The organism is Trichocoleus desertorum AS-A10 (genome assembly GCF_039962155.1).
GTDB lineage: Bacteria > Cyanobacteriota > Cyanobacteriia > FACHB-46 > FACHB-46 > Trichocoleus.
In genome coordinates this window covers 17958-32456 of sequence record NZ_JAMPKN010000039.1, presented here as the reverse complement: position 1 = coordinate 32456, position 14499 = coordinate 17958, and the positions used below count along the sequence as shown (strand labels likewise).

12 protein-coding genes and 1 CRISPR repeat array are annotated in these 14499 nt (G+C 49.4%); of the genes, 4 read left to right on the top strand and 8 right to left on the bottom strand.

Annotation, left to right across the window (positions count from 1 at the left end; genetic code table 11):
- Positions 1 to 86: 86 nt before the first annotated feature.
- Positions 87 to 417: a CRISPR direct-repeat array (repeat unit 38 nt; unit sequence CTTTCAACCCATCCATCCCCGGAAAGCTGATCGCAACT).
- Positions 418 to 702: 285 nt separating this feature from the next.
- Positions 703 to 945 carry a hypothetical protein gene (locus NDA01_RS25975; protein ID WP_348230254.1) on the top strand — a complete coding sequence of 81 codons (243 nt, stop codon included), beginning with the start codon at positions 703 to 705 and terminating at the stop codon, positions 943 to 945.
- A gap of 61 nt (positions 946 to 1006) precedes the next feature.
- Here NDA01_RS25975 and cas12k read toward each other — a convergent pair whose 3' ends face one another.
- The 4 genes from cas12k to NDA01_RS25955 all read right to left on the bottom strand — a co-directional run bounded on the left by cas12k (position 1007) and on the right by NDA01_RS25955 (position 6372).
- Positions 1007 to 2935: a type V CRISPR-associated protein Cas12k gene (gene cas12k, locus NDA01_RS25970; protein WP_348230253.1), complete on the bottom strand. Its 1929-nt coding sequence runs from the start codon at positions 2933 to 2935 to the stop codon at positions 1007 to 1009.
- 218 nt (positions 2936 to 3153) lie between these two features.
- Positions 3154 to 3615, bottom strand: coding sequence for a TniQ family protein (locus tag NDA01_RS25965; RefSeq protein WP_348230252.1), 462 nt, complete (start codon positions 3613 to 3615; stop codon positions 3154 to 3156).
- A gap of 27 nt (positions 3616 to 3642) precedes the next feature.
- Positions 3643 to 4509 carry an AAA family ATPase gene (locus NDA01_RS25960; RefSeq protein WP_348230251.1) on the bottom strand — a complete coding sequence of 289 codons (867 nt, stop codon included), beginning with the start codon at positions 4507 to 4509 and terminating at the stop codon, positions 3643 to 3645.
- A gap of 3 nt (positions 4510 to 4512) precedes the next feature.
- Positions 4513 to 6372: a Mu transposase C-terminal domain-containing protein gene (locus NDA01_RS25955; protein WP_348230250.1), complete on the bottom strand. Its 1860-nt coding sequence runs from the start codon at positions 6370 to 6372 to the stop codon at positions 4513 to 4515.
- 1143 nt (positions 6373 to 7515) lie between these two features.
- Here NDA01_RS25955 and NDA01_RS25950 point away from each other — a divergent pair.
- Both NDA01_RS25950 and NDA01_RS25945 read left to right on the top strand, forming a co-directional pair.
- Entirely contained in the window at positions 7516 to 8805 is a 1290-nt protein-coding gene (locus NDA01_RS25950; RefSeq protein ID WP_348230249.1) for a hypothetical protein, read from the top strand.
- Between the two features lie 202 nt (positions 8806 to 9007).
- On the top strand, positions 9008 to 10048 hold the full coding sequence (locus NDA01_RS25945) for a pentapeptide repeat-containing protein (RefSeq protein ID WP_348230248.1): 1041 nt from the start codon (positions 9008 to 9010) through the stop codon (positions 10046 to 10048).
- Positions 10049 to 10108: 60 nt separating this feature from the next.
- Here the strand turns inward: NDA01_RS25945 and NDA01_RS25940 are convergent, their stop codons facing one another.
- From NDA01_RS25940 to NDA01_RS25930, 3 genes are all read right to left on the bottom strand, one after another.
- Positions 10109 to 11164 carry a hypothetical protein gene (locus NDA01_RS25940; protein ID WP_348230247.1) on the bottom strand — a complete coding sequence of 352 codons (1056 nt, stop codon included), beginning with the start codon at positions 11162 to 11164 and terminating at the stop codon, positions 10109 to 10111.
- Positions 11161 to 11718, bottom strand: coding sequence for a KilA-N domain-containing protein (locus NDA01_RS25935; RefSeq protein WP_348230246.1), 558 nt, complete (start codon positions 11716 to 11718; stop codon positions 11161 to 11163). The genes NDA01_RS25940 and NDA01_RS25935 overlap by 4 nt, the downstream gene beginning before the upstream one ends.
- 154 nt (positions 11719 to 11872) lie before the next feature.
- The gene (locus tag NDA01_RS25930; protein WP_348230245.1) at positions 11873 to 12061 is read right to left on the bottom strand and encodes a ribbon-helix-helix domain-containing protein; all 189 of its coding nucleotides are present in this window, start codon (positions 12059 to 12061) and stop codon (positions 11873 to 11875) included.
- Between the two features lie 173 nt (positions 12062 to 12234).
- Between NDA01_RS25930 and NDA01_RS25925 the strand changes: the two genes are divergently transcribed.
- Positions 12235 to 12621: a hypothetical protein gene (locus NDA01_RS25925; RefSeq protein WP_348230244.1), complete on the top strand. Its 387-nt coding sequence runs from the start codon at positions 12235 to 12237 to the stop codon at positions 12619 to 12621.
- Positions 12622 to 12731: 110 nt separating this feature from the next.
- Here the strand turns inward: NDA01_RS25925 and NDA01_RS25920 are convergent, their stop codons facing one another.
- Positions 12732 to 14453 (bottom strand): hypothetical protein, encoded by a 1722-nt coding sequence (locus NDA01_RS25920; protein WP_348230243.1) that lies wholly within the window; start codon positions 14451 to 14453, stop codon positions 12732 to 12734.
- Between the last annotated feature and the right edge of the window lie 46 nt (positions 14454 to 14499).

Genomic DNA, 14499 nt, shown 5'->3' with positions numbered 1-14499 from the left:
GCGCCGCCCCGCGCACCTCCTCCGAAGCCCTGAACAACGCCACCCTGCCCTTCGGCCTCGCCCTGGCAAATCGAGTCCTGGTGAATCTTTCAACCCACCCATCCCCGGAAAGCTGATCGCAACGCATTGGCTTTGCTACATTGCTGCATCAGGCTTTTAAGCTTTCAACCCACCCATCCCCGGAAAGCTGATCGCAACACCCTTGAGCTGAGAGCGAATGCCCAAACGAGATCTTTCAACCCATCCATCCCCGGAAAGCTGATCGCAACTCCCGCTCGACCTCAGTATTGAACTCAGTCTCTAGCCCTTTCAACCCATCCATCCCCGGAAAGCTGATCGCAACTGGTGAAGATCGGTTTAATGGAGAAAGGTACCGCGTCTTTCAACCCATCCATCCCCGGAAAGCTGATCGCAACTCCGAGCGCTGAAACCCTTGTGTAACCTACCCTGGTGGAGAGCAATTGGCGAAGCTCCCAGACTGTTAGCAATAAATAGTCTTTGTTCGCAACAACGACAACCAGTAAAATTCGATAAAGGCTATAAAAGGCAAGCCCTGCAAGGATTTCAAGCGTTTTGGCAGACCTACTAGGGATTTTGCCCTCGCTTCGGTTTGCCAAAAATTATGGAGGATTCCTCCTCGAACGGAGGCGATTCAGCAGCTGCCACTTCAGTCGCCTCATCTCTATCAAGAAACTTGAAGACATGACACTCCTGTACCCTCTACAGAGAGAAGGCTGGACTCACTTCTGCTGGGTGCGCACCTACGCTACATTGAAGGAAGAGAATTCGCCTAATGCAGCTTCCCATCCCTACACAGGTCTTCATCAGACCTACACCAGGATGGCAGTCAGTGAGCGGAAAGCTACCAGGGTCGGAAAGCACAGTCGTCTCACGGCAACCAAACTGACCCCTATTTTTCACAGTTCAGCGGCTCAGGAAGCTTGAACTGCGGCGCTGTTGGACTATAGATTAACTTGTCTAAATTCAGATGAACTGAAAAACAACATTATTTTTTAGGGATCGCCCGGGCGTGATAGGCCGCGATCGCTAAATCTTTTGCTTGTTCTTGAGGGTTGCCTTGGGTCGGCTGAAATTCCGATTCCACCTTGATACCAAGTTGCTGAGCTTTGCCGCGAATGGCTTCAATCAGTCTGTTGTAGCTCCATCGATGAATGGCTTTTCGGTACTCCTTGGCATATTGCTTTTGCACTTCCACTGAACTCGATTTCCGTTCAGCCTTTGCCGTCATCTCACTCGCCAGGTGTTCTCGCAAGTGCGTCAGGTTGGGAATGACGATGCTGCCTGCTTGATAGGTTTGAGCGAGTTGGATGATGGACTTCGCCAACAAGCGATCAACGTACTGGCCCAGTTCTGATTCTGAGGGCTGATCCGTGATGCCGCGCTTTTGATTTTTGTGCCGCTTTAGGGCGTTTTCTCGCTGTTGCTGGCGCTGGTGGTTCAGGAGGTGGTAGCGATCGCCGAGTAAGGTGTGAGGTGATCGATAAGCTAATACATCTCCTGTACTGCCATTCACGACAACGGCTGTAATGGGGCTCGCGAGCCCCAGGCTGAGGCCCACGAGAATTTCGGGCTTACCTGGGTAGGATTTCTGGCTAGGACGCTGGGGTAAATTCTTCAAGCGATTGAGCGTGGCTTGATGACGTGGATCAGGGTTGGCATGGGTCAGCTTCTTTAGGGCTTTATCTGATTTTTCTTGTTGGACTTCCAGGGTGCCTTCTGTGGTCATCAAGCGAGTATCGAAAGTGCAGTAGAGGGCAAGATGATTCACCGTCCAGGGATCGCCGTTTCCTTCGCCTTCTCTCCAGGCCAGTATGGCTGAACTGAGGGTGAGCAAGCCGGCTGGGTAGGTGTCTGGGCTGGCTTGATAAGCTTGCGAATCTGCTAAAAAACGTTGAAAAAAAGGTAGTTGTCGTTGGTCGCAATACAGCCGGAAGGGATGTTCCGAATGGGCCTTGAAGTATGCTTTGATCTCAGGATCTACAGCCTTGAGATACTTCTCAAGACCATTAAAGTTGACGGCAATTCTGCCTTGTTCTGTTTTGCCCCAGCGGACATCTGTGGCACTGCCGTAGATGATGGGATAGGGCAATGTCGCAGGCCGAGTTAACACTTTGGCTTGCCACTCTTGGGCTTGGGCAACGGTTTCAGGGATTTGGTGTTGGGCGATCGCGAGAGTCTCGAGAAACTCTTCTCCGGTAAGATCCCGCCCTTTGGGCAGGCGAGCTTGGAGCTGCTCCTCCAGTTGCTCGATTTCTTTCTGCTTCCGATGAATTCGATGGGCAAACTTCTCTGGGTCTTCCTCGGTGGCAGGAATTTCGCCCCCGTTTTTGATCAGGTAGGCGATCGCGTAGCGGCTCCTGTGATCATCTGTAGCTTCATAAGCTGCAAATAGACGAGCGATCAGGCTTGGATTATGGTTGGAGGAGTTAGCTTTTCGCCGTGCTGTACTGCGCTTTTTTGACTGGGGATTTGCTTGAATTTCCTCTACCGTAAGTTGGCTCAAAATAGTTAGTGCCTGTTGTTGGATCGCTTCCAAGGTGGAGCTACTGAGTTGAAGCAGTTCAGCATCACTCTTGGCTACATTCAACCAGCGTTGTTTGCCATCCAGGCGACGGCGACGGTTTTGTTGAAGTGCTAGCCAGGACTGATAGATATACGTGACCATGAGGACGGCAGAGGCATAAAAGCGTCCTGGTTGGCCTGGGTAAACCGCTTTAAGCGGCTCGCAAAGTGCTTTGACAACGGTATCTGGGACCGTCCCTCTGCGTTGCCAGGTGACAAAATCGGGATGCTGACTGACTTGCTTCAACAAGTCATTAACCAAGGGAGTATTACTCTGGGCCATCAGATGCCAGAGGTGTCGGCGAACAGGTTCTGAGGCGAGCAGGTCACAGTGAATCGTAATGATGCTCATGGTTGGTCACAACCTAGCGGTTCAAGGAGCTGAAAACCTTTATGTTCAGCAGCATAACTCCCGCTCGAAAGATTCCAATCGTTCACAAATGTCATGATCACGATATTTCCGCAGAGTGTTGCCCGGAGCGTTAATCGCGATCGCCTATCTCAACCAGCTTTCTTGATCCGGTCTTGATACTTAACCATTGACGTGAAACGCATCTCGCAGTGGTGACACTACCCGTCTGTCCACAATGCCGGAATCTGGAAGGGAGTCTTGCAACTGGGGCATCGCTCTAGCAAACGCAAATTGTGGTGCGGGCAAACTGCAGCCACATCCTTGTACTGCCATCCAATTCGATGGCAGGGCACCTCCGCATAGCAAGCTCCACAAAGCCGAATTGGGCGAGGTTGTAAGGTCATTTCAGGGTGGGGTAGCATGTCCCGAAAGCGACTGGGATCAAGATTGATTAGGCGAGCGATCGCCTCCAACTCCTTTGCTGTGGGAAACGGGTTGAAGTAAAGTTTTTCCCATCGAGACGTCACGGTCCCAATCCCCGCTGCTTGCCCTAAGGAATAAGCTGAGGGCAGGCTATTGCCCTTAAACCGCCGCAAACGCCCCAGATAATGGCTGATACTCTCATGGGCCAAGGGTTCTACATAACCCAACCGAGGTGCATTCTTGTCCGGTTCGCTCATGGCAAATTCCCTCCCAAATGACTCATCTCAGCTCTCACTCAGCTCAAGCTTCCTTCTCGCTTCAGGCGGGATGTAGCGCTTGCCATAACGAGTCGCAATGTTATGCAAAACCGCTTCATCAACTCTTCCATGCCCCTTCTTCAGCGAATGTAAAACGGCTTTTGTCAGAATCTTAATCAGAACACCGATATGGGTTTGAGTACTGATCAGTAACGTCTCAAATAGGGTGCCTTCTGTCAGATGAGACGCTTGAGGCAGCGCCAAGATATCAAGTTCAATCGTCCGTAGGGTTTTTTGGAAATCTTCGTCATCCAGCCTGTCAAACTCAAACAACGTGGGAAAACAGGTCAGCAAATCAAAGTTCTGGAGGCTGCTGTCCAGCTCCTGCCCACCGATAAGGACGATCGGCACCCCCGACTCCTCATGTAGCTGTTTCAAGTCAAGCAGAGCCTCTCGCTGCAAGTTATCGGCATTGTCAATCAGAAGCAGTTCAATTCCAAAGGGCTCTAGACATCCAGCTAGTCGAGAGCGTAAGTCCTGCCGTTTTCCCGTTGGTGCTGCATGGTTGATGTCCCTGAGGATTTGGGAAAATAACCGTTTCGAACTTGAGTTGGACCATGCTTTGACGCATGAAACCCGTTTTCGATCCTCTGCTTTGTAATGTGCGGACGCTCGGCTTTTGCCAACTTCTCTCGGCCCAATCACTCGACCACACTGCTTCAACAATCGCAGCTCATCCAGCCATCTGAAATATTGCGAAGCCCGATCGGTAGGAATAAAGGCTGTTTTGAATAGTTCCTCGATCGCCGCTGTTGTGGCAAGGACATCGCAGAGGTCGAGTTGAGGCGCTAAAACTTCTACTGGAGCCTGAATCGCCAGCTCTGATTGTGCCATGTTCTACCACGTCCTCTTCAGTACCTGCTTCTTGGTCACAACCAGTCGATGCCGTTCCTCAGGCTGAGGTGCAGAAGCCGCAACCTCAAGTGTCTGTGGAGGAAGTACAGGGGACTGAGGCTTCATTGATTCGGGCGAAACCCTTTCCGGCAGCAGTTCAATCGATTCGGAACTGCTAGCAGCTGTGCCTGCTCGCTCTTGGCGCAGTTTCACCACATTCGAATTCTTCTGGCTCTTTCCACGCAGTTTCCTCTGCTCCGATCGCTGCCGTTCCTTCTGCTCTTGCTGCCGCTTTCCTACGAGTTTCTGGCGCTTGCCCAGTGCTAAGAGCGCATCATAATTTGAATGGTTACGCTTAGCATGACTCCGGGCTTTGTTCAATTGCTTCAGCTCATCTAGACTCAAATTTTGAGTATCCAGGTTGATCGCGTGAGCATAACCAATAAACTCACCTGCTTCCCCTGTGAATTGGCTGTAGATGTACAGAGTCAAAATGTGGTCAGGGTCATAAGCCAGCGTGACATATTCACCTTGTCGCGATCGCAGTTCTTCGCAGCGGTAGGTCAGGTTGGCAAAGTAAACAGACCCATGCGCCTGAACCACTCGTTGTTCCTCTTTCATCAAGCAGATGTCCAGGTCACGCTCATTTAGCGGCTCAGGCAGCTTGTTTCCCATTCCTCTGAGCCATCGCTCAGAGCGCGTATGATGCGGCTCTTTTGGATAAGGTTGATGGTTGTAGTCGTCGCAGAAGTAACCCGCTAGAATTTTTTCGATATCCTCAAAGGTGAGACAGGCCTCCTTTTGTGCCCTTTCTGCTCCATCCTCTTCTTGGGAGATGTAGCCGGGAAGTGGGTGGAGAACCTGAGTATTAATGGTGTTGAAAAGCCGCTCAACGATGCCCCCTTGAATCGGGCGATCGCGCAGTTCGCATTGAAAGCCTAGTTTCTTACCCACTGCTTGAATGAGCTTGGAGCGACTCAAATCCTTACCGCCATCGGTAAAGAAATACTGTAGTGGTGCTCCATAAATCTCCCAAGGTTTCTCCAATTCATGATCCGGTGGATACTGCTTGGGCAAGATGGCATGCCTGAGGGTAAGAGCGACTTCATGGGCTCCTGGCTGTTTATGCCAGAGATGGTAGCCGACTAAGCAACTTGACCAAGTATCAACAATCGTGGTGAGCCAAGGCCTCCAGCTCAGGAGTGTGCCATCTTTGTCCACAATCCGAATATCAAGCTTGGTGTGATCGCACTGGATAATCTGATTGCTGAAAGCTGCTTTGAGTAATTTCCCATCCCGAGTTTCGACAACTAGCCATGAACCCGACCCCGGATTGCGAATTTTCTTTTTCCGTTTCTGCTGCTCAACCAGGGGTTTCAAAATCCGATAAATGGTTGCGGGATGCGGCCAGTCCCCTTCTTCGTGCCGTAGATCAATCACCGCATGGCGCTGTACCTCGCGCACCACATCAGCAGGCTTGAGAGGATGTTTATGTTTGAGACTCTGCTTGTAAGCTTTGCGGATGTAGTCTTGCCAGTACTCATGGATGCGATGCTGTCCCTTGTCAGAACGATCAATCCCCACCGTCTCTCGTAACTTGTCCTTGTTGTATTGATTGAGCAACCGCTCAACTTGGCGAGTTGATATTTCCAGAGTTTGGGCGATCGCTTGTTTCCGTTCAGCTTTGACTTGACGGTTAGGTGCCCCAGCGAGCCACTCAATCAAGCCAAAGCGCAACTTCTGTGGATCGGATGATTTGATCAAGATTTTGGACGGGTCAGTATCGAAGGCGCGATCGCCCAACCGCACTTCATCGAAAGCCACTGAATCAAGCTCTAAAAATTTGACTTGGCTCTCATCCATAGGAGAATGCCATATTGATTGGAATGGTAAAAATTTACTACTCTTTTCTCGGAGTCGCTATAGATTGCTGCATAAGATTTAAGAGTCATTGAGAGCAGAGATGCCTAACCTTTTCTAGCCGCTGTCTAGAGGGAAGAGTAAAGTGCCTTCGCTCCAAAGAAAACGACACACAGTTTGCGAAGAAAACATTTACTAAAAAGCGACGTTTAATTCGCGAATCTGATTTTGCGTCGCATAATATGCGAATTGATTCAAATGTCGCCATATCAGAGAAAAGCTTTTGAAACCCTTACCGTATATATTTTTCGGCTGATTGTTTTTAAGCGAAAACGGCTGATAAGTTGCGACATGTAGTTCGAGAATGTACACCTACGAAGTCGTATCGCTCGCGTGAGCCGCTGCGGGTGGTGAGCGAATACCTGAACTGGCAGGGACATTCCCCGGAGGTCATCCAAGCGATGAAGGATAGCGTCGCGGGCTTGGAGCCCATCGACGACTGAGCTGCTCTCTATAGATTGGGATGGGTCCATCGCGCAAAGCTGCCCAATGATTAAGCCAGCATCTGCCTCAATTGAGCGATCGCGAAAGTAACAGCCCATAACCCCCAAGGCTCCCACTCGTCCTCATTGAGGTAAGCATTTCATCTCAGAACCAGCAGGAGCGATCGCTCTTCAACTCCAGAGCCACTGCAAGCTGATGTCCGAATTCTGGACAACTGGCAGTGATGAGCAGCAGTTCACTGACTTGGTTGCGTTCCCCAATTGGGGAAAAGTGAGGGGCGATCGCTCTAGTGATGCAAAACCTAGGCCAAGCTTTGATAGTCGGAAAATTTCCGATTTTGAGCTAAGTGCTGGGTAGGGCGATCGGTTTTGGTGAGGAGTCGGAGAGGGACTGGAGGGGCGATTGTTTGACAGCTCAAGCCGTGATGCTCCTCCTTTCTTTAAAGATGGCTTGCAAAAAAACTAATATACAGAAACATTCCATCTAGCTACTGTCCTTGAATGATGGATAGAACGATTCTGCATATCTAGCTCATGCTGGAGGTTAGACTGAAAGATTGACTGTGCTAGGCACCTTCAGGGATACAGATGAAAATATAAAAAATTTATTGAATAATTTTCTCGATTCACTTCTATGTATCCCATGAAAATTAAGATTGACAAAATTTTGAATCTTCTTGAATCAAATAACTTTTTACGTGCTCTCTGGGCTGAATTGCGGAATAGGTTTTGCAAATGTGCTTGGAGTTATCAACCAATTAAGGAGGGAAATTTAAAAACCATATTTCTTGGCTGGGTTGATATAAATCAGGAGCAAGCGATAGATATTTCTCTTACATACAGTCAGAAAACTATAGTTAATGGAATTCATTTTGGAGAGTGGTGCAGTCAACCCATAGACGAAGCGAGTGAGTTAGGCCAACAATTAAAAGATGCTGTCAATAAGGCGTATCAGCGTCGCAATAACCCTGATACACATATGTTACAAGTGCCAGTCTCCTCAATTTATAGCTCACTTGCTCCTTATTCTGGCCAGTGGTTTGAAATTTCACCAGATCAAAATCCCATCTCTTTACTTAGTATCAAAATAAGAGCCTTTGACAACATAGACGCGGAAGTAGAATTCCTGCGCATTTCCTCATGTCTTCTAGATGTTCTCAGTGTAGAAACGAATAGTCTTTTCTGGCTTTCAGGTCAAGGAGACAGGCAAGACATCACATCTGGCATGGAATCGGAAAAATCAACTTGCCCAAAGGTAAATACTTATGTTTCTGATGAAAAATGGCTAGATGATATTCCAAAATGTAATGGATATCTGCTCATTTCATCTCAGGCTGTTCAATTCCTTGATCGTATCTTGTCCAAAAATGAGCTAAGTAGCGAAGAAAAGAATTTTATCCGTTCGTGTCATCATTTCCATGTAGCTAGGGAACAAGATGCATTAATTTATGATCGGCTAGTCTCTTCCGGAGAACAGAATCATGAGGATGGAACAACCACGTTATTCCTTCAAGAACATCCTCGATTTAACTTAGCATCCATACTTTCTAGACGAGCGGAAGAGATTGCTACTGTGTTGTACATGTCAGCAATTGAAGTGGCTTCAACAATTGACTCTAATTCTCCAGAAAGGTGCGCCACCTGCAATCAAGAGCAATATAAAATTTCGGCGCGAGTTGTTGATTATGTAAAAAAATACCTAGCATTAGAAGAGGATCATCCTCTTCTTAAAGTCTTTAAATCTCACTACGAAAAGAGATCAAAATATCTTCATGCAGGTGCTGTTCTAAGGGACCACTCATATACTGGGATAACTATACCCCAATTAGATCCTTCATCAGATTCTGGCGTATCTCAAAAAACATCTGTTCTTGTGACTAATTTGCGAGACTGGATTGGTTACATGCTGCGGCAACAACTAAAATCCATATAATTCAACTCTCTTGCAGATGCTACTTAACACTAGGCATAAAGGTGCAAGCCAAACTTTGAGATTCGGAAAATTTCCGATTTTGGGCTGAGTGCTCGGTAGGGTAGGGCGATCGGGTTTGGTGAGGAGTGAAGGGGTTCTAAAAGTACTTAATGGCTTGAGCTAGGGCACCCTGAACAGAAGAACTAGCTGGGTTAGGAAATTTATGGGTACGGAGCAAGTAGGAAGCCTCTTGGCAACAGCAGCAATTATTTTCCTGCTTGTATTACTGGCAGTTGGTCTGGGAGTTCTCAACGTACCATTTCCTGAGGATCAGCTCGACAAGCAGGTTAATACCGTTATTGAGGCCCTCAAGGTGACTGCAACCGTCTTTGGGGGATTCGCAGTTTTAATCAATGCTTACTATGCAGCTAAGCGGGCTGAGGCAATGGACAAAACCGCGATCGCTGCTGAGAAAAACATCGAGGTTGGACTAAAGAACGTTGAAATTGGGTTAAAGAACGCAGCTCTAACCGAAGAGAGATTAGTCACAGAACGATTCACTAAAGCAATAGAGCAGCTTGGAAATGACAACTTGGAAATTCGGCTAGGAGGAATTTATGCCTTGGAGCGAATTGCTAAGGATTCCAGCAAAGATCACTGGACAATTATGGAAGTACTTACTTCATTTATCCAAAGAAGATCTCCTTTCGAATCGGAGAAGGAGCAGAGCAAAATTACCGTAGATATTCAAGCAGCCATAAGTGTCGTCGGGCGGCGCGATTGGGACAAGGACCCAGAGCAACTAAAAATAGACTTGTCGTTTACAAATCTCAAAGGCGCAAGGCTTCAAAACGCTAACTTTAAAGGTGCTGTCCTAATATGTACTAACTTTGAGGATGCAATCCTTAATGAGACAGACTTTAGAGAAGCTTTACTTCTTGCAGCAAATTTTGAAGGAGCAAGGCTCATCAGTGTAAACTTTGCAGATGCAAAAATTGCAACAGCTTCTCTGAAGTCTGCCCTCGTCAACGGTGCTAATTTCACAAATGCCAGCATTGCTAATGCTGACTTACGGGTTGCTGACATCAGAAGGGAAGAGATTGCAAAAGCAATTGAACGTAAGGGAGGATATCCGGACAAGATTTTCCGTGGGACAGATTCTAGTTGGTTTGAAAATCTTACTCCTGATCAAATTAAATTAGCCGATGGGTGGGAACATGCCCGGTACCACGACTATTTCCGTCGAGAATTGGGCTTACCTTGAGCCAAAGGAACAGTCTCTTTTCATAGAGAAGAAAATTCTTGTCCCGCTCTTTCTGCTCTCTTACCGCAGCATCTGCTGAAGTCGGGCGACCGGAAACGCAGCAGCCAAGAAGTCCCAAGGCTCCCATTCATCCTCATTGGTCAGCACGTACTGCTCACCCCCCATCATCTGGCTAGCAGTCACTAGCCTGAGCTTATGGGCTAAGTCAAACCACTCTTTGAAGCCTGGTTCTGCTGCCTTAGCTGCTTTCGGGTGTTCACTGGCTCCCGGTTTCCAGCACTGAGAGATCGCATCCCTAAGCAAGCCGATTGGATTCCTCACCTCATGCCTGTCTCGATACTCGATCGCAGCAGCCAGAGCATCACTCACGACTTCAATCGGGGCCGCTAAAACCTCAGCCTTCAAAGGCGAGGTGAGCGGAAATCCTGCTTGTTCAATTTTTTCAAAAATGGCGGTTTGAGCGGCGGCGGAAGAATAGTCCTCTGCAACCTGTTCCACTTCTGACCCAGATGCTTCTAGAACGGGATGAGACTTAACAGGAAGGGGAGTGCTTACTGGCTTGAACTCTTCAGATTTCTCTACCCCCACAACAACAGGGTGGGTGGGTGGCTCCGTTGTTGTGGTGTCTCTTAAGGTGTCTAGAGTGGAATCTATTTCTATATGATCACCACTCGTTTTGGAGCTGATAACCTTTGAGCTAGGAGATGAACTCCCAGAATCCGAGGCATCATCTCCTAGATTTGTGAAATGAGACGGGGTAAGGGTTTTAGCCTGTTTTTGGGTGAGAGCTGCTTCAATGGCCTCTCGGTTGAGTTGGTACTGGTAGGCGCGATCGTACTTGGCTTTTGGATTGTTGCGTCGCTTGAGCAGTTGCAGTTTGTTCGTCAGCTTCGCTAAGGCTTGGCGAATGGTCTCGATGCTGTACTCCTCAAACAGGTGCTCTCGGATTTGCTCTAGGGTGAGGCGTATCCAGTCGTCAAGCTTGTGCTTGGCTTTCCATTGCTGCCAACCCTCGATGATGGCAAGGATTTTAGCCGCGCAGTAGTTGCGCTGGGTAATTTGGACGTACTCTTTGCAGAGCTTGAGGTAAGTCAGATTAGAGGTAGCAGTGCTCATCGTGGTTGCACCTCCCCTACGAAGATGTGCCGCACGGGTTCAATGAATTTGTGAGGCGTGTCTGGGTCTAGTTCGATGGAGTACCACCACCTGTTCTGATACTCCATGCCAATCACGGTGCCGTGTTCGTTCCACTCGCCAGCAATCCGTACTTGCTGCCGGAAATAGAAGAGGCGGCGAGGAATGCCCCCAGGTATGGCAAAGTTCAGTTCTGGCTGGAGGTGCAGGGGATGGAACACCCAGCGTTGGCAATACTCGACAGGTTCTAGCAGTTGGTGCAGGGTGCGCCATTGAGCGTAATGAATCGCAACTTGCGGACTTCCCCAAATCCTTTGCTCAACGTTTACACCACCTTTTTTTGCTTGAATCAGGGTCGATATCGGATATGCGATATCGCTAGAAAGAGCTTCTAAAGAGGCTTTAGTTGATTCATTGGCGAGGTAGTGACCAATCCGCTTACCTTCAGCTTTGGTCATCTTGGTCGGATTAACATATCTATCTTCGACGCGCTGAGCAATTACCGTCGAATTAACTTCACGGGTAATAATAGACATGGCTATTCCTTATTAGGGGGTAGTACAGAAGCGATCGCGTTTCTTCTTGGTCGGAGGGCGCGACGCTTCAATGCTTAAACAATTTAGATATCCGCCTCTCAGGCAAAACCATTTACCGCTTCAAGTATTTGGCCTTTGCTTGTTCCAAGAGGAATTAAGCCTCAATTTCACCAGTACTTTCAGCCCTTTCAACCTCCTCTTTAGCTAATGTTTCCAAAAGGTTGCTAACGGAGCGGTTACGCTTCGCAGCAAGCCTTTCCAGCTTTGTTTTTAGTGTTTCACTCAAATAGACGACTACACGCGGATTTTTTGTTGGCACTGGCTTTTCCACAGCTACTGCCATGATTTTTGCACTCCATGCTTACTTGGTCGATGTAGTAAGCATACTGTATAAGTTTAGTATTGACAAGGTATGCACACCTAAACCATACTAATAATAAAGAAAGCGTTGCGCCTCCCGCGAAGAAGTAAGCAACGCCTTCTCTAAAACAACCCTTAATTAAAGGTCTTACCACTATGGTATACATGCCTGATCGCGTCGAGTCAATCGTGCCTGTTTTTGCTGAGGAGCGGGATTCTGACCGCATCCATGCCACGGCTCAACTAGAACTAGAAGCCTATTTAGAAGAGCAAGTTCGTTCCATTGCTCCTGCCAAAATTGACAGCCTCTGCCTAGTTGATGGCTACACCTACCTCTCAGCGATGGACAAAGATCGCCCCCTTACCAAACAGCCCATGCGCCTCATCATCCAGCTTGAAGATTGCCAAGGTAATGAACGGCTCGTGGACTTAGTAACCAATAATGATCGCTTCGCCTTCATCACTCGCATCATCCGCAATCACTTCGATGCTTGCTGGAAGATTAGCGAGACCTGGACACCTGAGGATGGTTGCCCCTTCTAGATAAACAAACGATTGCTCCTCTCCTAGTAGGGGCAATCGCTTCCTAAGGGAACTCCTCTTATTAGCTCTAGGGTGTTACTACCCTGGAGCCTAATCGTTTAGCGATCGCCTCAATTTTTTGCCTCGCTCAAGGTGTGCGTTTCTAGCCGATAGAGCAAACACAGGAGCTCATCATCCGTCAGCTGGCTCCTCCGCTTATTGTGGAAGTGATCCGCAATAAATTGATGGACTTGCTCAACACTCCACCCCAATCGCCTCACTTGGATTTGAATCCCCACAATCACGTCGCTTAAATCGTCATCGGCGATCGCTGAAGGTGAAGTCAAAGGCTCAAGGGGTAGGCTCGAAGGCTGTGGAAAACTCGGTTTCCCCCTCCCTGGACCCTCCCCATGAGAGTTTATTTGTTTTTCCAAGACAGCATCATGCCCCCCACCCTTCATATATGCAAAGGTGTGTAATTCCTCTCTAGGAGCCTCTTCTAGCGCTTTGGTTGGTTCCGTCGCTGGAGGCCGTGAGGGGGCTGTAACTGCCTCTAGTGGCTCCATTACACACCATTCGGGGTGCCACAGTTCTTTGTGCTTCTGCAAAGTGGTATGACTGCACTGAGCTAGGGAGGCGATCGCTTGGGCTCGTGCGGTGGGGCGATTGGGTAGTTGACCTTGTTGAGTCAGTTCCAGGACTGCTTGTTTGATCCGTGCCTGGGCTTCTTCGGCTCGCTTCTGGTTGAAGTTGACGATGTTGTTGGCAACCGTGGCTAAGGAAAGGGTGCGATCGCGTTTGGGAGAGGAGCCAAGCGGCCAGTAGTAATTCTCTACGGCTGTGGCCCATTCTTGAGCGCGACGGCTGATTTCGTGCTGGTGTTGGCACCACTCTGGGTAGCCAGGGCTTTTGATCGCGGTGTGTTCAATGTAGTGGGCGAGCGCGGCACCAGAGAGGGATTGAAAGACGACACCGTAGCAGCCGATGGTTTTGAGCAGGTGGTTGGTTTGCCCGGGTCCCGTCCACCCTTGCTCGATTTCGGTTTCTAGTTCTTGCTGCCAAAGCGTGGCGTTGCTACGACGATTGCAGGAGCGGTACTGATGCTGCTTCTTTGCCTGGGCGATCGCTTGATGTAGCTGCTCTAGGTCTTGAGCTGCGGCCGCTTGATCCCACTGCTGGAAGAAGGAGGAGAGATCATTGGGCAGGGGTTGCAGAGTGTCGCTGAGGAGGACGGAGCCGCTGCTGGGTTGCAGGGGCAAGCGATGGGCGTTGTACTCGCTGTATTCTCCAGGTTTGCTGTAGCGCTTAACGTTGGGGAAGACTTCCAGTTGGCCTGCTTGCAGGGGCAAGTGGTGCGCTTCTAAGCAGTGCTTCAGGGCGACGGCGAAGCCGAAGGTGGGGACGGCTTCAGGCAAGGGGATGTAAAGGTGAAGGCCACCGTTCCAGCTGGAGCGCAGTAGGAGGGTTTGGTGAATGCCGATGCTGGCGAGGGCAGCCCTGAGGGTGGTGAGGGCTTGGCGATCGCGGGTGGGATGATGCAAGCTCAGGGCATCGAGGTCGATGAGGCCGTGGGTAGTGGTGGGACCGAAGCGGACGCCGACGAGTTGAGCGGCATCCTGCCAGTAGGTCCAGAGACTACGGGGCTTGAGGGGGTACTGCGTGAGGGTCTGCCAAGCAGGTTTTTGGTCAGCGTCGGTAGGGGTAGGGGCGACGATCGCTTGCCAGGGGTAAGGAAAGAGCTGGCACAGGCGCTGGCCTAAGGGGTCGCGGGGCGGGGGTTCTGATAAACCCTGACGAGCGGGCTTTGGGGCGATCGCCTGAGTATCACAGGCAGAGGTTTGTTTGCGTGGCATGATGCAACTCTCTAGTCCGGTGGGGGCAACGGGACAGAGAGCGCAA

Bases quoted from the DNA above. Each gene is read 5' to 3' on its own strand.
- NDA01_RS25930 (WP_348230245.1), bottom strand. From the start codon at position 12,061: ATGGCAGTAGCTGTGGAAAAGCCAGTGCCAACAAAAAATCCGCGTGTA.
- NDA01_RS25940 (WP_348230247.1), bottom strand. From the start codon at position 11,164: ATGAGCACTGCTACCTCTAATCTGACTTACCTCAAGCTCTGCAAAGAG.
- NDA01_RS25920 (WP_348230243.1), bottom strand. From the start codon at position 14,453: ATGCCACGCAAACAAACCTCTGCCTGTGATACTCAGGCGATCGCCCCA.
- NDA01_RS25935 (WP_348230246.1), bottom strand. From the start codon at position 11,718: ATGTCTATTATTACCCGTGAAGTTAATTCGACGGTAATTGCTCAGCGC.
- NDA01_RS25955 (WP_348230250.1), bottom strand. From the start codon at position 6,372: ATGGATGAGAGCCAAGTCAAATTTTTAGAGCTTGATTCAGTGGCTTTC.
- NDA01_RS25925 (WP_348230244.1), top strand. From the start codon at position 12,235: ATGGTATACATGCCTGATCGCGTCGAGTCAATCGTGCCTGTTTTTGCT.
- NDA01_RS25965 (WP_348230252.1), bottom strand. From the start codon at position 3,615: ATGAGCGAACCGGACAAGAATGCACCTCGGTTGGGTTATGTAGAACCC.
- NDA01_RS25975 (WP_348230254.1), top strand. From the start codon at position 703: ATGACACTCCTGTACCCTCTACAGAGAGAAGGCTGGACTCACTTCTGC.
- NDA01_RS25945 (WP_348230248.1), top strand. From the start codon at position 9,008: ATGGGTACGGAGCAAGTAGGAAGCCTCTTGGCAACAGCAGCAATTATT.
- cas12k (WP_348230253.1), bottom strand. From the start codon at position 2,935: ATGAGCATCATTACGATTCACTGTGACCTGCTCGCCTCAGAACCTGTT.
- NDA01_RS25950 (WP_348230249.1), top strand. From the start codon at position 7,516: ATGAAAATTAAGATTGACAAAATTTTGAATCTTCTTGAATCAAATAAC.
- NDA01_RS25960 (WP_348230251.1), bottom strand. From the start codon at position 4,509: ATGGCACAATCAGAGCTGGCGATTCAGGCTCCAGTAGAAGTTTTAGCG.